The organism is Streptosporangium sp. NPDC048047 (assembly GCF_040653115.1).
Lineage (GTDB): Bacteria > Actinomycetota > Actinomycetes > Streptosporangiales > Streptosporangiaceae > Streptosporangium.
Map to the genome: position 1 here is coordinate 16,339 of NZ_JBEZNH010000027.1, position 18,740 is coordinate 35,078.

The following is an 18,740-nucleotide window of genomic DNA, read 5'->3' on the forward strand; positions in this document are numbered from 1 at the left end:
AAAGATCTTCGTTTTATCAAACAACCCCGTGACCGGCCTCCGGGGGCGTGACCACGCTCGACCACAACTCGCGCGGGAGACCGGTTCCCGAGGGGATGGAGCGGTCGGCCCCTAGATGCCTGCCCCAATAGTCCATCTTCATACCTGTGAGGGAAAGACCGGGGAACCCCCGCTTTCCCGGGCGAGTTGGGGCGGTGAACGGCCGCCCCGCGATCGACCCTTCTTTGATGTGGTTTGGGGGCGATTGATAGCGGTGAGGGGGAGACGCGTGAGTGTCGAGGTCGCCACCAGTGGCGCTGAGTAATTAGGGTCTGGCAGCGTGAGAGCAATCCGCAGGTTCACCGTCCGCACCGTTCTTCCTCCGGAGCTGGCCTCGCTTGGCGAGCTTGTGCGCAATCTGCGCTGGTCATGGCATCCCGAGACGCTCGACCTCTTCGCCGAGGTCGATCCGGAGGTGTGGGAGAGGGTCGGCCACGACCCCGTCGCACTGCTCGGAGCCGTCGATCCGGCGCGGCTGCGCGAGCTCGCCGCCGACCGCCGCTTCCTGCGGCGGGTCGCCGACGCCGCGGACGACCTCCATGAGTACACGACCTCGCCCGGCTGGTACCAGACGGTCCCCGACGCGCCCCGGGCCATCGCCTATTTCTCCCCCGAGTACGGCATCGCCGCCGCCCTGCCGCAGTACTCCGGCGGCCTGGGCATCCTGGCGGGCGACCACCTCAAGGCCGCCAGCGACCTGGGCGTGCCGATCCTGGCGGTCGGCCTGCTGTACCGGCACGGCTACTTCACCCAGTCGCTGTCGCCCGAGGGCTGGCAGCTGGAGCACTACCCCTCCCTCGACCCGGGCGGCCTGCCGCTGACCCTGCTGCGGGAGGAGGACGGCGCGCCGGTGCGGATCGCGATCGGCCTGCCCGAGGGCCGCACCCTGCACGCCCAGATCTGGATCGCCCAGGTGGGCCGGGTCCCGCTGCTGCTGCTCGACTCCGACGTGGCCGAGAACGACACCGCCGCCCGCGACGTCACCGACCGCCTCTACGGCGGCGGCGGCGACCACCGCCTGATGCAGGAGCTGCTGCTCGGCATCGGCGGCGTCCGCGCCATCCGCGCCTACTGCCGGGTCACCGGCCACCCCGAGCCGGAGGTGTTCCACACCAACGAGGGCCACGCGGGCTTCCTCGGCCTGGAGCGCATCCGCGAGCTGACCGAGAGCAGGCTCTCCTTCGACGAGGCGCTGGAGGCGGTCCGCGCCGGCACGGTCTTCACCACCCACACGCCCGTCCCCGCCGGCATCGACCGCTTCCCGGCGGAGATGATCGCCCGCCAGTTCGGCGAGGGTAACGCCTGGCCCACCGTCCCGGTGGAGCGCATCCTCGCGCTCGGCGCGGAGAAGGAGCCCGGCAAGTTCAACATGGCCGCGATGGGCATGCGGCTGGCCCAGCGGGTCAACGGCGTCTCCGAGCTGCACGGCGAGGTGAGCCGGGAGATGTTCCAGGACCTGTGGCCGGGCTTCGACGCGGCCGACGTCCCGATCGGGTCGATCACCAACGGCGTGCACGCGCCCACCTGGGTCGGCCGGGAGATCATGGAGCTGGCCGGGCGGGAGCTGCCCTCGCTCGTCGAGCGGGCCCAGGGCTGGGAGGGCGTCAACAAGATCTCCGACGCCGACGTCTGGGCCATCCGCGGCCGGCTGCGCGCCCGGCTGGTCGAGGGGGCACGCGAGCGGCTGCGCCGCTCCTGGCTCGCCCGGGGCGCCTCCCGCGCCGAACTGGGCTGGATCGACGACGCCCTCGACCCCGACGTGCTGACCATCGGCTTCGCCCGCCGGGTCCCCTCCTACAAGCGGCTCACCCTGATGCTGAAGGACCCCGACCGGCTCCGCCGGCTCCTCCTCGACCCGGACAAGCCGGTCCAGATCGTGATCGCCGGCAAGGCGCACCCGGCCGACGAGGGCGGCAAGAAGCTCATCCAGCAGATCGTGAAGTTCGCCGACGCCGAGGACGTGCGGCACCGCATCGTCTTCCTGCCCGACTACGACATGGCGCTCGGCCAGCTCATGGTCCAGGGCGCCGACGTGTGGATGAACAACCCGCTGCGCCCGCTGGAGGCGTGCGGCACCTCCGGGATGAAGGCCGCCCTGAACGGCGGGCTCAACCTGTCCATCCGGGACGGCTGGTGGGACGAGTGGTACGACGGCACCAACGGCTGGGCCGTCCCCACCGCCGACGGCGTCAGTGACCCCGACCGCCGCGACGAGCTGGAGGCCGGGGCGCTGTACGACCTGGTCGAGCACGAGGTGGCCGACCGCTTCTACGACCGGGCGGCCGACGGCCTGCCGATGCGCTGGCTGGAGATGGTCCGCCACACGCTGACCTCCCTCGGGCCCAAGGTCCTGGCCGGGCGGATGCTCCGCGACTACGTCGTCGACCTCTACACCCCGGCCGCGAAGTCGGGCCGCGAGCTGCTCAAGGACGGCTACGAGCCGGCCAGGGGCTTCGCCGCCTGGAAGCTGCGCCTCGCCCAGGCGTGGCCCGGGGTGCGGGTGGAGCACGTGGAGACCTCCAACCTCGGCGACACCCCCGAGGTGGGCGCGGCACTGGAGGTGCGGGCCACCATCGCCCTGGGCGAGCTGCACCCCGAGGACGTCCGCGTCCAGGCCGCCTACGGCCCGGTCGGGCTCCACGACGAGCTGGTACGGCCCGCCTACACGACCCTGACCCTGGAGTCCGACGGCGACGACGGCAGGGCCGTCTTCGCCGGGACCGTCCCGCTGGACCGCACCGGCGCGTTCGGCTACAGCGTCCGGGTCGTCCCCGACCACCCGCTCATGGACACGCCCGCCGAGCTGGGCCTGGTCACGGTGCCGGAGGAGCCGGCGGGGATGACCAACGGCACCCTGCGCTGACGGGAAAGGAGGGGAGCCGGGGCACGCGCCCGGCTCCCCTCCTCCATGTTCTTCCCCCCGTCCTCGGCGCGCCCGAGGGTTCCCGTCCCCGATGCGCCGGAGGGAGGGTGTCCTCCGGCGCATCGGGGACCGGGTGTCCCCGGCGCGCCGGGGACCGGACGCCCTCCGGCGTGGCGGGGATCAGGTGGCGGACACCACCACGTCCTCGGCCTTGACGAACATCACGCGGTGGCCGAACTGGATCTGGTAGTACCTCTGCTTCCCGCGGATCACCTGGTGGCCCGACGTGTCGAAGGTCACCGCCCGGTAGTACTCGCCGACCGCGGCCAGGCCCACGGTGTAGCGCTGGCCCGCGGCGAAGGTGTACTGCAGCGGGCTGATCGTCTGGTACGGCACGCCCTCCGGGTACGCCGCCTCCTCCGGGTACGCCCTGCCGTACACCGGCACGCTCGCCAGGCCCGGCTTGGGCGTCACCACCAGACCCTTGGACGGCACCGCGGTGGGCTGGGACGCGGGGTTGTGGAACCACGCCTTCTGGCCGAGGTACCAGATCGCGGTCCAGTCGCCCTGGCGGTCGGCGACGGCGTAGCGCTGGCCGGTGGCGGCGCGGGCGCTGTGGTCGTAGACGCTGTAGAGCGAGTCGCCGGTCGGGTGCTTGCCGATGTCCTTGACCAGCGGGGCGTCCTGGCGCGGCTCGGTGCGCAGCCAGACCGAGGCCGAGCCGTGCGGGGCGCAGTCGGCGGAGGGGTTCTTGCGGTCACAGCCGTAGTAGTACGGCTGGTTCCTCTCGTAGTCGGGCAGGATCATCACCGACTCGGTCCGCGGGCCCCCGGTGCCGTGCAGCGGGCGGCCGAGGAGCCGGAAGTAGTGCGCCCAGTCCCAGAAGGGGCCGGGGTCCTCGTGCATGCCCCGCACCGTGGAGGCGATCGTCCCGGGGACGTTGTCGTGGCCCAGGATGTGCGCCCGGTCGAGCGGGACGCCGTGGCGCAGCGCCAGGTAGCGCACCAGCCGGGCCGAGCTGCGGTACATCGCCTCGGTGTACCAGAAGGCGCCCTCGGCGAGGAAACCCTCGTGCTCGATGCCGATCGACTTGGCGTTGACGTACCAGTTGCCCGCCTGCCAGGCGACGTCCTTGGTCTTCACGTGCTGGGCGATGTGCCCGTCCACGGAACGCACCGAGTAGTGCCAGCTCGCCGGGCGCGCGGGGTCCTGCACCAGTCGCACGGAGGGGTCGAAGTAGCCCTCCATGTCGTGGATGACGATGTACTCGACCTTCTGGTTGACCGGCCGGTTCGACTTGTCGTGGTTGCCGTAGTCGTCGTCGGGCAGCGCCTGGTAGGGCGCGGGGATCCACTCGCACGAGACGGTGGGCGGGCACTCGGCCTCGCCGCGGGCGGGCCGGCGCAGGCCCAGCTTCTCCAGCCAGCGGTCCATCTTCCGCAGGCCGGGCCTGGCCCGCAGCTCGACCTTCTGCCCGTCGTCGGTGACGCGCTCGGCGCCGGACTCGATCGTGGCGTAGACCTCGTCGGCGAAGAACTTCGCCGCCTCGGCCTCCTCGGCGCCGGAGTAGCGGGCCACCGCGCCGTACCACTCGCCCGGGTCGTCGCTGAGCGGCGCGCCGAGCGTCTTCTGGTGGTCGGCCAGCAGGGCGGCGCCGCCGCGGATGTTGGCGGCCGGGTCGCCGCGCAGTTCCTCACGGCTCGCGCCGGTGAGCTCGGCCGCCTTCTCCAGGGTCCGGAGAGAGGCGGGGATCTCGGCGGGCGCCGGCGCGGCCTGGGGGGCCGGCAGCGGCCGGCCGTCGTCGCCTCGGGCGTCCTCGGTGCCCTCGGCGTGGTGGTTCCCGCCGGTGAACCCGGCCGCGTCGGTGAGGTGCATGGGGCCGTACCCGGCGGAGTTGCTCGGCCTGCCCGCGTTGGCGTCCCAGCGTGACTCCAGGTAGGAGACGCCGAGCAGGACGCTCTCGGGCACGCCGTACGCCTTGGCGGCCTCGGTGAAGGCCGCCTGCCGGTCGTCGGGAACGGCCGCCTGCGTGGCGGCGGCCGGTTGCGCGAGGGAGAGGCTGCCTGCGGCCACGATGGCCGCGGCCGCCAGGCGGAGGGGGGACGATCGTCGCACGAACGCTCCTCGGCTGGGGGGAATCCGATGCGAGAAAGCCTGCGAAGCCGGGACCGCGATGTCAATAACATTCTTCATTTTGCCGACACCTAGCGAAGAATTTCTTCACCCTGTCGGCCCGGCGGGTTCCGGCCCCGCCTGCTTCCGCGGCGCGGACGGACCGATCCGCCCACAACGCCGCGGCCACGTCGAGCGGACGGAGGAGACGGCGCTGAGCAGGTAAAACCTGCGCATGGGGATCCGGTGCGCGGTTCTCCTCCCGGGTGGGGCGGGAAGGGGAACGGGTTGGAGGCGAAGGCCCGCGAGCCGTACGCACGGGAGAGAAGAAGACGTGAACGCGTGGACTTTCGAGGGTCAGCCCGGCGCACTGGGCGACAGCGCGGTGACCCTGGTGGAGGGCGGTTCCTTCTGCGTGTCCGGGCGCGGCGGGGACATCGTGCCGGGCGGGGCTCAGGGGATCTACACCGCCGACACCCGGCTGCTGTCGCGCTGGGAGCTGCGGATCGACGACGTCGGGGTGGAGCCGCTCAACGTTTTCGTCACCGAGCCGTACCACGCGACGTTCGTCGGCCGGGCGGCGCCGCGGCCGGGGCGCGCGGAGAGCACCCTGCTGGTGGTCAGGGACCGCTACGTCGGCGGCGGCCTGCGCGAGGACCTGACGCTGCGCAACCTGTCCGACGAGCCGGCCGGATGCCTGGTCGACATCCACCTGGCCGGTGACCTGGCCGACCTCTTCGAGGTCAAGGCGAGGCGGGTCCGGCACGTGGCCGACGTGGAGACGACGCCCGACCGGACGGGCATGATGATCTTCTCCGCCAGCCGCTGCCGGGGGACCCGGGTGGTGGCCGAGCCGCAGCCCATCTCCATGCCCGGGATCCTCGCCTTCCGGATCGTCGTGCCCGCCCGGGGGGAGTGGACGGCCACCATCCAGGTCAACCCGATCCTGGACGGTGAGGAGCTGCCCACCCGGTTCTCCACCCGCCATCCGCTGGAGCACGCCGAGCCCGCCCGGCGGCGGGCCGACTGGGACCGGCTCAGTCCCACCGTCGTCACCGCCGGCCGCACCATGACCCAGGTGCTGCGCCGCTCCCGGGAGGATCTGGGGGCGCTGCGGCTGTTCGACCCCGACCGGCCCGAGGAGCCGCCGCCGATCGCCGCGGGCGCGCCGTGGTACATGACGCTGTTCGGCCGCGACTCGCTGCTGACCTCCTGGATGGCGCTGCCGATGGACCAGTCGCTGGCGCTCGGCACGCTGCGCCGCCTGGCCAGGCTGCAGGGCAAGGTCAGCGACCCGCTCACCGAGGAGGAGCCGGGCAGGATCCTGCACGAGCTGCGCTTCGGCGCCCAGGCCGGCGGCCTCGCCTACTACGGCTCGGTGGACGCCACCCCGCTGTTCGTGATGCTGCTGGGCGAGCTGCGCCGGTGGGGGCTGCTCCGCGAGGAGGTCGAGGAGCTCCTGCCGCACGCCGACGAGGCGCTCGGCTGGATCACCAGGTCGGCCGACCCGTTCCTGTCCTACCGCCGGAAGACCGACCACGGCCTGGTCAACCAGGGCTGGAAGGACTCCTTCGACGGCGTCACCTTCGCCGACGGCACCCTGGCCCGGCCGCCCATCGCGCTGGCCGAGGTGCAGGGCTACGTCTACGCCGCCTACACCGCGCGTGCCCACTTCGCCCACGAGGCCGGCGACACCACCCTGGAGGAGGAGTGGAAGGGGCGGGCGGTGCGCCTGCGGGAGGCGTTCAACGACCGGTTCTGGATGCCCGAGCGCGGCTACTACGCCATCGCCCTCGACGGGGAGGGGCGCCACGTCGACTCCGTCGCCTCCAACCCCGGCCACTGCCTGTGGACCGGCATCGTCGACGAGGACCGCGCCGCGTCCGTCGTCGGGCACCTGCTCTCACCGCGGATGTTCACCGGGTACGGCGTGCGCACCCTGGCCTCCGACATGGGCGCCTACAACCCGATGAGCTACCACAACGGCTCGGTCTGGCCGCACGACAACTCCATCATCGTGGCCGGGCTGATCCGGTACGGCTTCGCCGAGGAGGCGCGGCGGATCGCCTCCGGCCTGATGGAGGCGGCGGAGGCGTTCGGCTGGCGGCTGCCCGAGCTGTTCTGCGGCTTCGACCGGGGTGACTTCTCTCCGCCGGTGCCCTACCCCACCTCCTGCACCCCGCAGGCGTGGGCCGCCGCCTCGCCCATCCACCTGCTGCGCAACCTGCTCCGATTCGACCCCTGGGTGCCCTACGGGCAGGTGTGGCTGGATCCGGTGCCGATGGAGGACATCCGGATCGAGGGGATACCGCTGGCCGGATCCCGGCTGACGATCGAGGTCAGCGGTGAGAAGGTCTTCGTCGCGGGGCTGCCGGAGGGGATCACCCTGCACGACGAGCCGCGCCCGCCGGTGGCGCCCCCGGGCGGCCCCCTCACCACGATCCGCGCGGCCACCCGGGCGTCCGGAGGGACGCTGTGACGGGCCGGACCGGGATGCGGACCCGAGGATCCGTCGCGGGCAGGACCGGGGCGCGGACTCGTGGATCCGTCGCGGGCAGGACCGGGATGCGGACCCGTGGATCCGTCGCGGGCAGGACCGGGACGGAGAGCTCGGAGAAGGACATCGACCGGCCGCGGGGGGCCGTGAGCGGGGGCGGGGATGATCACTGAAGAGGAGCCGGCCGGGTGGCGCGCCGGGGGGCTGCGCATCGTGATGATCGCTCCCCCCTGGTACGACGTGCCGCCCGCGGCGTACGGCGGCATCGAGTCGATGGTGGCCGACCTCGTCGCGGGGCTGTCGCGGCGCGGGCACGAGGTCACCCTGATCGGCGCGGGCAGGCCCGGCACCTCGGCCCGGTTCCTGACGACCTACGCCGTGCCTCCGTCGGAGCGGATCGGCGAGGCGATGCCGGAGGTGCTGCACGCGGCCAGGGCGCACGGCATGCTCTCCGGACTGGAGATGGACATCGTCCACGACCACTCGCTGGCCGGGCCGCTGCACGCCGGATGCCGGACCGTCCCGACGGTGATCACCTGCCACCTCACGATGGACGGCGAGTTCGGCGACTACTACCGTTCGCTCGGCGCGGGCGTGGCGATGGTCGGCATCTCCCGGGCGCAGCGGCGCAGCGCCCCGGAGCTGCCCTGGGCCGGGGTCGTCCACAACGCCGTGGACATCGCCTCCTTCCCCTTCCGCGAGGACAAGGAGGACTGGGTGCTGTGGCTCGGCCGGTTCAACGAGGACAAGGGCGCGCACCTGGCCGTCGACGCCGCCCGCGCGGCCGGGCGGCGGATCCTGCTGGCCGGCAAGCTCACCGAGCCGGTGGAGCGCGGATACTTCGCCGCGCACGTCGCGCCCAGGCTCGGCGCCGACGCCGAGTACGTCGGCGAGGCCGACGCCGTCGGCAAGCGCGAACTGCTCGCGGCGGCCCGCTGCCTGCTCTTCCCCGTCCTGTGGGAGGAGCCGTTCGGCATGGTGATGATCGAGGCGATGGCCTGCGGCACGCCCGTGGTCGCGTTCGGCAGGGGAGCGGTGCCCGAGGTCGTCGCCGACGGGGTGACCGGGTTCGTCCTGGACCGGCCCGAGGAACTGCCGGAGGCGATCGAGGCGGCCGGGAAGCTCGACCCGAACGCCTGCCGTTCCCACGTGGCGGACCACTTCGGCGTCGAGGCGATGGCCGAGGGCTACGAGCGCGTCTACCGCAGGGTGATCGCCGAGGCCGCCGGACGGTCCGAGCCCGCCGGCGGGACCCGGGGCCTGATGCCGCTGAACTGACCCGCCGGGCATTTCGCCGGGACGGGCTCAGGCCACGTGGTCCCCGTGTTCGCGGATGTACCGGACGAAGGCCTCCGGTGCTCCTCTAGGGTGCGGGGGACGGGATGCTCGGAGGGAAGGACGGCCATGGGTGAGTTCGTGCGGGTGGAGACGGCCGACGGGATCGCGACGATCCGGCTCGACCGGCCGAAGATGAACGCGCTCAACCGGCAGGTCCAGGAGGAGATCCGCGACTGCGCCCGCCAGGTGGACGCCGACCCCGGGGTGTACGCGGTGGTGCTCTACGGCGGGGAGAGGGTCTTCGCGGCGGGCGCCGACGTCAAGGAGATGGCCGATATGTCGTACGCCGACATGGCCGTCCACTCGGCGACGCTGCAGGCGTGCTTCACCGCGGTCGCCGAGATCGGCAAGCCGGTCATCGCGGCGGTGACCGGCTACGCCCTGGGCGGCGGCTGCGAGCTGGCACTGTGCGCGGACATCCGGATCGCGGGCGAGTCGGCCAAGCTGGGCCAGCCGGAGATCCTGCTCGGCATCATCCCCGGCGCCGGGGGCACCCAGCGCCTGCCGCGGCTGGTCGGCCCGGCGCGGGCCAAGGACCTCATCTTCACCGGCCGCCACGTCTCCGCCGCCGAGGCCCTGCAGATCGGGCTGGTCGACCGGGTCGTCCCGGACGCCGACGTCCACACCGAGGCACTGGCCTACGCCGCGCGGTTCCGGGGCGGTCCCGCGCTGGCGGTGCGGGCGGCCAAGCAGGCCGTGGACCGCGGCCTGGAGACCGACCTGGCCACCGGCCTGGAGATCGAGCGCCTGCAGTTCTCCGGCCTGTTCGCCACCGAGGACGCCCGCAACGGCATGCGGGCCTTCGCCGAGAAGACCAAGGCCGCCTTCACCGGCCGCTGACCGGTCGCACGACCGGCCACACGGCCGGGTACGGCGCCGGCCCCCGCCGTACGGCGCCGCCCGTGGCGTGGTCCGCGCCGGGCCGGTCAGGCGGCGGCCGGAGCCGGGGCCGGAGTAGGGGTCCGGGCCGGGGAGGCGGCGGCCGGGGTCGGAGCCGGAGCCGGGGTCGGCGTCCGGGCGGGGCGGTCAGGCGGCGGCCGGGGCCGGGGTCCCGGCCGGGGCGGCGGTGCGCGGCACGGCCTGGACCAGCGCCGCGACCGCCAGGGTGACCACGATCAGGTAGACCAGCCCGTGCCGGAACGCCCCCGCGACCCCGGCCGACAGGTCGCCGTAGAACACGATGCCGACGACGCCGACGCCGATGGCCGAGCCGACCTGCTGGGTCGTGGTGAGGATCCCGGCGGCGGCGCCGGCGTGCCGCGGGGCGACCCTGGCCAGGACGGTGCCCATGATGGGGGCGAGCGCCAGACCCATGCCGACCCCGTCGGCGACCAGCATCGGCACCAGCCAGCCGATCGGCGCGTCCCAGGCGACGGCGACGAGCAGGGCGGTCAGTCCTGCGGCCCTGGTCAGCCCGCCCAGGGCGATCGTCTGGCGGCCGAGGCGGGCGGCCAGCCGGGGTGCGAGCAGCGAGGCCGCGAGGTAGCCCGCGCCGATCGGGGCGAAGATCAGTCCGGCCTGGAGCGCGTCCAGGCCCCGGCCCTCCTGGACGTACAGGGCGAAGACCAGGAAGTAGGCGGCCATGCCCATGGTGAAGGCGAGCTGGGTGAGCAGCCCCGCGGTGAAGGCCCGCTCGCGGAACAGGGCGAGGTCGATCAGCGGCGACTCGCGCCGCCGCCTGCCGTACGCGGTGAAGAGGGCGGCGGCGACGGCGAAGGACAGCCAGGTCCACAGCGGCCAGCCCTGCTCGCGACCCTCGATCAGCGGCAGCAGCGTGGCGGCCAGGCCGAGCGTGATGAGCACGGCCCCGCCGGCGTCGAGCCGTACGGCGTCGGCGGACCGGCTCTCGGGCACCACGCGGCCGGTCATCACCAGGGCGGCGACGCCGATCGGCACGTTGATCAGGAAGCAGGCGCGCCAGCCGAGCCCGAACAGGTCGGCCTGGATGAGCACGCCCCCGATGAGCTGGCCGAACACCGCCGCCATGCCCATGGTCAACGCGTAGGCGCCGAGCGCCCTGGCCTGGGCCGCCCCGTGGTAGGCGGTGCGCAGGATCGCCAGGACCTGCGGGGAGAGCAGCGCGGCCGCCGCGCCCTGCGCGACGCGGGCGGCGATCAGCGTGCCGGCGTCGGGGGCCAGGCCGCAGACGACCGAGGCCAGCGTGAAGAGGACCAGCCCGAGGGCGAACATGCGGCGGCGGCCGAAGAGGTCGCCGAGCCGGCCGCCGAGGACCAGCCCGGAGCCGTAGGCGAGGCCGTACCCGGCGACCACCCATTCGACGGCCGTGGCTCCGGCGTGCAGGTCGCGCTGGGTGGTGGGGATGGCCACGTTGACGATGAAGAAGTCGAGGATCGTGATGAAGACACCGGTCAGGACGGTGGGCAGCGTGCCCCGGCGTGGCATGAGGGCTCCGAGAAGTAGATAGAACGGTCGGTATACAGCGCCTCATTAGATAGAATGGTTGGTCTACTGTCAACCGCGTGCGAGGATCGAAGCCGTGACCACGACCACGAGACCGGGACCGCGTGAGCGGCTGATCGAAGCCGCCCGCGAGCTCACCTACACCCAGGGCATGCACGTCGGCGTGGACGCCATCCTCAGCCGGGCCGACGTCGCCCGCCGCTCGCTCTACCAGCACTTCGGCGGCAAGGACGGGCTCATCGCCGAGATGCTGCGCACCCGCGCCACCACCGACCGTTACCGGGAGGCCATGGACGCGGCGGGCGACGACCCCCGCGAGCGCGTCCTGGCCGTCTTCGACGAGCTGGAGCGGGTCACCAGGCGGCCCGGGTTCCGTGGCTGCCGCTACACCGCCGCCGAGCTCTCCCTCGCCGACCCGGACCACCCGGCCCACGCGGAGGTCCACGCTCACAAGGAGGAGCTGCACCGGATCTTCACCGCCGAGCTGACCCGCCACGGCCACCCGGACCCGGAGTTCGGCGCCGACCAGATCCTGGTGCTCGTCGACGGGGTGCTCGCCCACGCCGTCACCCGCCCCGGCGCGCATCCGGCGCTGGCGGCACGGGCGATGGCCGAGACGATCCTCGGGCCGGGCGGGACGGCGAAGCGGGGCTGACCGGGCACCGGGACGGCCGGCCGGGCACCGGGACCCGAGGCCGGGAGGTGCCCGGAAGGGCCGGGCCACGGACGAGCCGGGCCGGGGACCGGCCGCGCTGGAATGTGAGGGCCGCACCGAGCTGCGCCGATTCCTGGGACCGTCCGGATATCACGGTATTTGCCGGTATCGTGCCGGGCTATGGCGCGATTGGCGAAGCGGGCTCTGGTGCCCGCCCGGCTGCGGAGTGCGGTGCGCGGCTGGTTCGACTCCCGGTACATCTCCCTGGCCGAGCACCGCCAGGACATCAAGGACGCGCTGTGGGAGGTCCAGGTGCTGCGCCGGGAGGTCACCACGCTGCGCGCCGAGGTCGAGAGGCTCCAGGCCCGCACCGCCAAGGCCCCCGCCGGCCGGACCGTGGACGAGGCTCGGGCGCGGCGCTGGGACGACGCCCACCGGCTGGCCACGGAGACGGCCGCCGCGATGGAACGGGTGCTGCAGAACGAGGTGCTGCTCTGGCAGGCCGTGGACCGCGCCGCCGCCGGCCGTACGCCCGGGATCGCCGGGTGAGGGTCTCCTGGACCTCCGAGCAGACCTCCGGCGGCGCCGTCCGGCATCTGACCTTCCGGCTCGACCCCGAGGACGGCATCACCGGGCACTGCGCCGACGGCCAGCCCCTGAAGATGGCCACCAACTCCTGCCGGGTCGAGCTGCCCCGTGAGCCCCGCGAGGTCCACCCCGACCTCGAGGCACTGGCGGCCTGGACCGTCGTCGCCCCCTGGACCCGGCGCGCGGTCGTCTTCGACCGGCCGATCTCCGCGGAACTGGCCGGGGCGATCCACGACGGCTGGGGGATCGAGGCGGGCCCGGTGGGCGCGCCGCCGCGGTCCGGTCGCCGGCTGGCGATCTCCTACAGCGGCGGAGCCGACTCGGTGGCCGCGGCGGCCATGCTGCCCGACGCGCCGTTCGTCCACTTCCAGCGGGTGTCCCACCCGCGCGTGCCCAACCGCTGGACCCACTACCGTTCCGACGTGCTGGCGAAGCTGGCCGCGCGCACCGGCCGCGAGCTGACCGTCGTCCGCTCCGACCTGGAGTTCACTCTCGCCGAGCCCCGGCCCGGCTACCCCGAGCACCACGCGGTGGCCGCCGGGGCGCTGCTGATGGCCGACGAGCTGGATCTCGGCGGCCTGGCGTTCGGCTACGAGCTGGGCTCGCGCTGGCTGGGCGGCGACCGCTACCTGCTGCGGTACACCCCGGACAACCCGATGTGGGCCCCGCACGGCGCCTGGGGCCGCGCCTTCGCCGCGGCGGGCGTGCACATCGTGCTGCCCGTCGGCGGGGTGAGCGAGGCCGTCACCATGCGGCTCGCCCTGGACTCCTCCCTGAAGGAGTGCGTCCGCTGGTGCCTGCGCGGCGTGGACGGCCCCTGCGGCACCTGCGGCAAGTGCCTGTACAAGGAGCTCATCCAGGCCGCCGTCGAACGCCGCCCGCTGCGCACCGCCATCGGCCCGGACCGGCCGGTCGCCCGCAAGTGGAGCGAGCCCCCGCCGTACGGCGGGCAGGAGATGATCGAGTACGGCTGCGCCCGGATCCCGGGCATCGAGGACACGGTCTTCGCCAAGGCCGCGGAGTTCCTCGGCGCGACCGAGGCCTCGACCGCCTGGCTGGACCGCTGCTACCCTCCCGCGATCGAGGAGATCCCCGAGCCGTGGCGGGCGACGGTCCGCGACTTCGTCGCCGCGGAGGTCGGGTTCATGAACGATGACGAGGCGCGCCGCGTCGAGACCTGGGGGTTGTCGTGAGGGTGTACGTGTCGGTGGACATGGAGGGCGTCACCGGCCTGACCGACCCCGAGGAGATGGGCGCCGGGGGCCGGGGCTACGAGCGCGGCTGCGAGCTGATGACCGCCGACGCCAACGCCGCCGTCCAGGGAGCCTTCGACGCGGGGGCCGAGGCGGTGTGCGTCAACGACGCCCACGGCTCGACGAAGAACCTCAGGATCGACCTGCTCGACCCGCGCGCCACCCTGATCAGGGGGCCGGGCAAACCGCTGCGGATGGGCCAGGGCCTCGACGCCGGTCACCGGGCCGCCTGCTTCGTCGGCTACCACGCGCGGGCCGGGGTCGAGCACGGGGTGCTCAACCACACGTGGATGGGCAGGGAGATCCAGAACCTCTACCTCAACGGCGAGATCTGCGGCGAGACCCGCCTGGTGGCGTCGTTCGCCGGGTCGCTCGGCGTCCCGGTGGCCCTGGTGACCGGGGACGAGGCGGTCTGCGAGGAGGCCAGGGAACTGCTCGGCGACGTCGAGACCGTCGCGGTCAAGAAGGGCATCAACAAGTTCTCCGCCGAGCTGCTGCCGCCCTCGGTGGCCCAGGCCCGCATCCGCGAGGCCGCCGTCCGCGCGCTCGGCCGCCTCGCGGACTTCCGCCCCTACGCGCCGGAGCCGCCGTTCACCCTCGGCGTCGAGTGGAACTCCACCGCCATCGCCGCCGGGTGCGCCCTCATCCCCGGGGTGCGCTCCGTCGGGCCCCGGCACACCGAGTTCACCACCGACGACTTCGCCCAGATCATGGCGGTGATGGGCCTGCTGGCCGGCATCGGCGGCCAGGTCGCCTGCGACAGCGGCGCGTACGGCTGAGGCCGCCGTCCGCACCCCGAGACCGAGCCCGAGAGACCCCCGAGAAGACAGTGACCGAACGTACGACGATGACGCGCAGGGCACTGCTGGTGGGCGTGGGCGCGGCCGGCGGCGCCGGGGCCATGTTCGCGGCCATGGGGGCGCTTGGCCTGGCCCCCGACTCCCAGCCGTCCGACTACGTCCCGCCGCAGCCGTCCGACTTCTCCCTCAAGGGGAGGGGCGCGGCGAAGGTCGTGGTCCTGGGGGCCGGCGTCGCCGGGCTGACCTGCGCATACGAGCTGGGCAAGGCGGGCTACGACTGCACCGTCCTGGAGGCGTCCGACCGGGTCGGCGGGCGCAACCTCACGCTGCGCGGAGGCGACCGGCTGTCCGAGAAGGACGGGCCCGCCCAGACGGCCGGGTTCGGCGAGGGCGTCTACTTCAACGCCGGCCCGGGGCGGATCGCGCAGTGGATGGTCACCATGGACTACTGCCGCGAGCTGGGCGTGCCCCTTGAGGTGTTCGTCAACAACAACGCCTCGGCGTACGTCCACACGCGCGGCATGAAGGCCCCGGTCCGGGCCCGTACGGCCCGCGCCGACCTGTACGGCTACGTCGCCGAGCTGCTGGCCAAGGTCTCCCACGCGGGCGCGCTGAACCGCCGCCTCACCGCCGAGGACCGGGAGCGGCTCTCGGAGTTCCTGCGCCGGTTCGGCGACCTCGGGCCCGACCTGTCCTATCGCGGCTCCGACCGCCGCGGGTTCGCGACCTACCCGGCGACCGGCGGCGGCGTGCCGCTCGACCCGCCCGCCTCGCTGGCGGAGGTGCTCTCCGCGGGCACCGGCCGGGCGGTCACCACGGACTTCGGCTTCGAGCAGGCGGCGCCGATGTTCCAGCCGGTGGGCGGGATGGACGCGATCGTGACCGCGCTGGCCGAGGCGGTCGGCCGCGACCGGATCAGGACGGGCACGCCCGTCACCGGGATCAGGAACCTGCCCGACGGTGTCGAGGTGACCCACCCGGGCGGCTCGGTCCGCGCCGACTACTGCGTGGCCGCGCTGCCGCCGCACCTGCTCGCCCGGCTGCCGCACAACCTCGGCGCCCAGGTCACCGCCGCGCTCCGCACCCCCGTGCCGGTCGCCGCCGGCAAGATCGGCCTGGAGTACGGCAGGCGCTGGTGGGAGATCGAGGACCGCATCTACGGCGGCATCACCGAGACCGACCTGGACATCACCCACATCTGGTACCCCTCCTACGGCTACCACGCGCCGACCGGCCTGCTCGTCGGTTACTACAACACCGAGAAGGAGGCCGAGCTGTACGGCCGGCTCTCCCCGGCGGAACGCCGCAACCGGGCGCTCACCCAGGGCAAGAAGATCCACGGTGAGAAGTACCGTGCCGAGCTGCGCTCCAGCGTCTCGATCGCCTGGCACCGCCAGCCGCACATCGAGGGGGGATGGGTCCGCTGGCCCACGTACCAGGGGGCCTTCACCCTCCTGCAACGCCCGGCCGGGCGGGTCTACTTCGCCGGCGACTGGCTCACCCACCTGATCGCCTGGCAGGCCGGGGCGATGGAGTCGGCCAGGAAGGCGGTCACCGCGATCCACGAACGGGTGCTGAGCACGCCGTCCTGAGCACGCCGTCCTGAGCGCGGCCGGGCGCGCGGTGTCCGGGGGCCGTGCCGCGCGGCCGTACAGTCTCAGGGAACGGCGGGGCGGTCCCGGGGAACGACGGGACGGTCCCGGGAACGACGGGGCGCTCCCGGGAACGACGAGAAGACGAGAAGAGGGGTCCCGGCGACGGCGGGACACATGACGGAGGGGAAGAACGGCGATGGCGATCGGAACGCTGGAATGGGTCAAGGCCGGCGAGCGCCCCGACCTGCTCGCGGAGCCCGTGGTGCGGGCCGCGGCGGGTCTCGACGGGGTCCTCGTGGCCCCGATCGACCCGGAGCTGGCCGACACGGCGGCGTTCTGCGAGCGGTACGGCGTCGCCCTGTCGGAGTCGGCCAACTGCGTGATCGTGGCGGCCAAACGCGCCGGGGAGGTCCGTTACGCCGCCTGCCTGGTGCTCGCCACGACGCGGGCGGACGTCAACGGCGTGGTCCGGCGGCACCTGGACGCCCGGAAGATCTCCTTCGCGCCGCAGGACGACGCGGTCGGGCTGACCGGGATGGAGTACGGCGGGATCACCCCGCTGGGGCTGCCCGCCGAGTGGCCGGTGCTGGTGGACGAGGCCGTGGCGGCGCACCCGGAGGTCGTGATCGGCAGCGGCGTCCGCCGCTCCAAGCTGGCGGTGGCCGGCTCGCTGCTGGCCGGACTGGAGAACGCCGAGGTGCTCCGGCTGGCGGGCTGAGGCCGGGCTGCGGAACCGGGGCCGGGCCGGTGAACGTCGGGGTGGTCCGGCCGGTGAGCTGAACGCCCGGTGAGGAGCCGGGGAAAATGGGCGAACCGTCGCCGAAAAGAGATTGAGTGTTGCCTGCCTTTGGGAAACCGTTGAAGCCTGGCGGACGTTGTTTGTTCGGAGAGTATGGCCTGATGGTTCAGCTCACGGGCGGTGTTTAACCGGATATGGTGCTACATGCCATGAATCAGGACGACCGATTGGGTCCTTACCGGCTGCTCAGGCGGCTCGGCGAGGGCGGCATGGGCGTGGTCCATCTCGCCACCGACCCCCGCGGCCGCCAGGTGGCGGTGAAGGTCCTGCGCGGCGAGGTCGCCGGAGACGACGTGGCGCGTCGCAGGCTCTCCCGCGAGGTCGAGACCATGCGCCGGGTGCGCAGCGAGTACATCGCCGAGGTCGTCGACGCCGACGTGACCGGCCACCGCCCCTACATCGTGACGCGATACGTCCCCGGCCGCTCGCTGGAGGAACTGGTCAAGCAGGACGGCCCGCTGGAGCTGTCCGGCCTGCTCCAGCTCGCCCACGGGGTGGCGGTGGCGCTGGCCGCCGTGCACTCCGTCGGGGTGATCCATCGTGACCTCAAGCCGGGCAACGTGCTCATCCTGGAAGGCCGTCCCGTCCTCATCGACTTCGGCATCGCGCAGGCCGTGGACGCCACCCGGCTCACCCAGACCGGCATGTTCATCGGCACGCCCGGCTACCTCGCCCCCGAGATCATCGAGGGACACGAGGCCGGACCCGAGGTGGACGTGCACGCCTGGGGCGGCACGCTGGTCTTCGCGGCCACCGGCCGTCCGCCCTTCGGCAAGGGCACGCTGGAGATGATCTTCTACAACATCACGGCGGGCAAGGCCGACGTGGACTCGGCCCCCGAGCCGCTGCGGCCGCTGCTGCGGGCCGCGCTCCAGCGCGACCCGGCCAGGCGTCCCACGGCGGCCGAGCTGGCCGAGCAGGTGGGGCGTCTGATGGCCAGGGGCGGCCGGTCCTGGGCGCCCGACGAGATCGCGACGGTCCCGCGCTTCGGCGACACGGGCCCCGGAGGCCCCGGCGCCGGCGGCCCCGGAGGTCACAGCGGTCCCGGCGGCCTTGGCGTGGCCGGCTCCGGTGTCACGGGCCCGGCGGGCGGCGGCTTTCCCGGCGGGCCGGACGGCTCCGGAGGCCGGGGGATCCCCGGCGGGAACGGCTTCCCCGGCCGGCCGGGTGATCCCGGAGGCGCGGGCCGGCCGGGCGACCCCGGTGATGTGCCGACCCCGGCGACGCCCCGCCCGGGCGTCGGGTCGTGGCCGCCTCCCCAGCCGACCCAGCCGTCCCCGGTCGTTCCGTCTTCCCCGGCGCCCCCGGCGCACGAGTACGTCTCGCTGCTCGGCGAGCAGCGGCCCGATGGGTGGCGGCCCGATGAGCGGTCCGGCGAGCGGTGGCCCGGCGAGCGAGCCGGTGAGCGGCGCGCTGACGGGCAGGGGCCCGGCGGGCAGCGCTCCGGCGAGCAGTGGTCCGCCGGACGGCCGGCCGAGCGTTCGGCCGACCGGTCCGATCCCTGGCCCACTCGCAGGGTGACGCCCGATGAGCTGCGCCGCGCCGCCGTGGAGGACGCCCACGACATGCCCACCGGCGCGCTCGGGCCGGAGGACCTCCCGACCGGCCGCGTGCCCACCGGCCCGTCCGGCATCCCCGGCGCATCGGGGCCGGGCGCATCGAGGCCGGGCATGTCCGGGCCGGCCGCACCGGGATCGGGCGCGTCGGGGCCGGGCATGCCCGCACCGGGCGCGTCGGGGCCGGGCATGCCCGCACCGGGCGCGTCGGGGCCGGGCATGCC

Annotated in this window: 13 protein-coding genes; 11 read left to right on the forward strand and 2 right to left on the reverse strand. The window is 73.6% G+C overall.

All coding sequences use genetic code 11. From position 1 onward, the window contains the following. Window positions 1-319 precede the first annotated feature (319 nt). The gene (glgP, locus tag AB0D67_RS22665) at window positions 320-2,902 is read left to right on the forward strand and encodes an alpha-glucan family phosphorylase (RefSeq protein ID WP_362938980.1); all 2,583 of its coding nucleotides are present in this window, start codon (window positions 320-322) and stop codon (window positions 2,900-2,902) included. 180 nt (window positions 2,903-3,082) lie between these two features. Here glgP and AB0D67_RS22670 read toward each other — a convergent pair whose 3' ends face one another. Next, window positions 3,083-5,017 (reverse strand): N-acetylmuramoyl-L-alanine amidase, encoded by a 1,935-nt coding sequence (locus AB0D67_RS22670; RefSeq protein WP_362938983.1) that lies wholly within the window; start codon window positions 5,015-5,017, stop codon window positions 3,083-3,085. Window positions 5,018-5,348: 331 nt separating this feature from the next. Here AB0D67_RS22670 and AB0D67_RS22675 point away from each other — a divergent pair, with 331 nt between their 5' ends. The 3 genes from AB0D67_RS22675 to AB0D67_RS22685 all read left to right on the forward strand — a co-directional run bounded on the left by AB0D67_RS22675 (window position 5,349) and on the right by AB0D67_RS22685 (window position 9,689). After that, complete coding sequence (locus AB0D67_RS22675; protein ID WP_362938986.1) at window positions 5,349-7,493, forward strand: glycogen debranching N-terminal domain-containing protein; 2,145 nt, start codon at window positions 5,349-5,351, stop codon at window positions 7,491-7,493. A gap of 180 nt (window positions 7,494-7,673) precedes the next feature. Next, window positions 7,674-8,789, forward strand: a complete 1,116-nt coding sequence (locus AB0D67_RS22680) for a glycosyltransferase family 4 protein (RefSeq protein WP_362938989.1) — start codon at window positions 7,674-7,676, stop codon at window positions 8,787-8,789. A gap of 126 nt (window positions 8,790-8,915) precedes the next feature. Next, window positions 8,916-9,689, forward strand: coding sequence for an enoyl-CoA hydratase-related protein (locus AB0D67_RS22685; protein WP_362938992.1), 774 nt, complete (start codon window positions 8,916-8,918; stop codon window positions 9,687-9,689). Between the two features lie 186 nt (window positions 9,690-9,875). Here the strand turns inward: AB0D67_RS22685 and AB0D67_RS22690 are convergent, their stop codons facing one another. Then, window positions 9,876-11,252: an MFS transporter gene (locus AB0D67_RS22690; RefSeq protein ID WP_362938995.1), complete on the reverse strand. Its 1,377-nt coding sequence runs from the start codon at window positions 11,250-11,252 to the stop codon at window positions 9,876-9,878. 94 nt (window positions 11,253-11,346) lie between these two features. Between AB0D67_RS22690 and AB0D67_RS22695 the strand changes: the two genes are divergently transcribed. The 7 genes from AB0D67_RS22695 to AB0D67_RS22725 form a co-directional block, all read left to right on the forward strand. Next, a complete protein-coding gene (locus AB0D67_RS22695) occupies window positions 11,347-11,925 on the forward strand; it encodes a TetR/AcrR family transcriptional regulator (protein ID WP_362938998.1) in 579 nt (192 codons plus the stop codon). 180 nt (window positions 11,926-12,105) lie between these two features. Continuing rightward, window positions 12,106-12,474 carry a hypothetical protein gene (locus tag AB0D67_RS22700; protein WP_362939001.1) on the forward strand — a complete coding sequence of 123 codons (369 nt, stop codon included), beginning with the start codon at window positions 12,106-12,108 and terminating at the stop codon, window positions 12,472-12,474. Continuing rightward, window positions 12,471-13,706 carry a DUF6395 domain-containing protein gene (locus AB0D67_RS22705; RefSeq protein ID WP_362939004.1) on the forward strand — a complete coding sequence of 412 codons (1,236 nt, stop codon included), beginning with the start codon at window positions 12,471-12,473 and terminating at the stop codon, window positions 13,704-13,706. The genes AB0D67_RS22700 and AB0D67_RS22705 overlap by 4 nt, the downstream gene beginning before the upstream one ends. Beyond that, complete coding sequence (locus AB0D67_RS22710; protein ID WP_362939007.1) at window positions 13,703-14,545, forward strand: M55 family metallopeptidase; 843 nt, start codon at window positions 13,703-13,705, stop codon at window positions 14,543-14,545. Before AB0D67_RS22705 ends, AB0D67_RS22710 begins: the two co-directional genes overlap by 4 nt. Before the next feature lie 68 nt (window positions 14,546-14,613). Then, window positions 14,614-16,158 (forward strand): flavin monoamine oxidase family protein, encoded by a 1,545-nt coding sequence (locus AB0D67_RS22715; RefSeq protein WP_362939010.1) that lies wholly within the window; start codon window positions 14,614-14,616, stop codon window positions 16,156-16,158. Window positions 16,159-16,357: 199 nt separating this feature from the next. After that, complete coding sequence (locus tag AB0D67_RS22720) at window positions 16,358-16,879, forward strand: YbaK/EbsC family protein (RefSeq protein ID WP_362939013.1); 522 nt, start codon at window positions 16,358-16,360, stop codon at window positions 16,877-16,879. A 230-nt stretch (window positions 16,880-17,109) separates the two neighbouring features. After that, a partial coding sequence (locus tag AB0D67_RS22725) for a protein kinase (protein WP_362939016.1) occupies window positions 17,110-18,740 on the forward strand: 1,631 nt, incomplete at its 3' end.

Bases quoted from the DNA above. Each gene is read 5' to 3' on its own strand.
- AB0D67_RS22690 (WP_362938995.1), bottom strand. From the start codon at position 11,252: ATGCCACGCCGGGGCACGCTGCCCACCGTCCTGACCGGTGTCTTCATC.
- AB0D67_RS22680 (WP_362938989.1), top strand. From the start codon at position 7,674: ATGATCACTGAAGAGGAGCCGGCCGGGTGGCGCGCCGGGGGGCTGCGC.
- AB0D67_RS22685 (WP_362938992.1), top strand. From the start codon at position 8,916: ATGGGTGAGTTCGTGCGGGTGGAGACGGCCGACGGGATCGCGACGATC.
- AB0D67_RS22720 (WP_362939013.1), top strand. From the start codon at position 16,358: ATGGCGATCGGAACGCTGGAATGGGTCAAGGCCGGCGAGCGCCCCGAC.
- AB0D67_RS22700 (WP_362939001.1), top strand. From the start codon at position 12,106: ATGGCGCGATTGGCGAAGCGGGCTCTGGTGCCCGCCCGGCTGCGGAGT.
- AB0D67_RS22715 (WP_362939010.1), top strand. From the start codon at position 14,614: ATGACGCGCAGGGCACTGCTGGTGGGCGTGGGCGCGGCCGGCGGCGCC.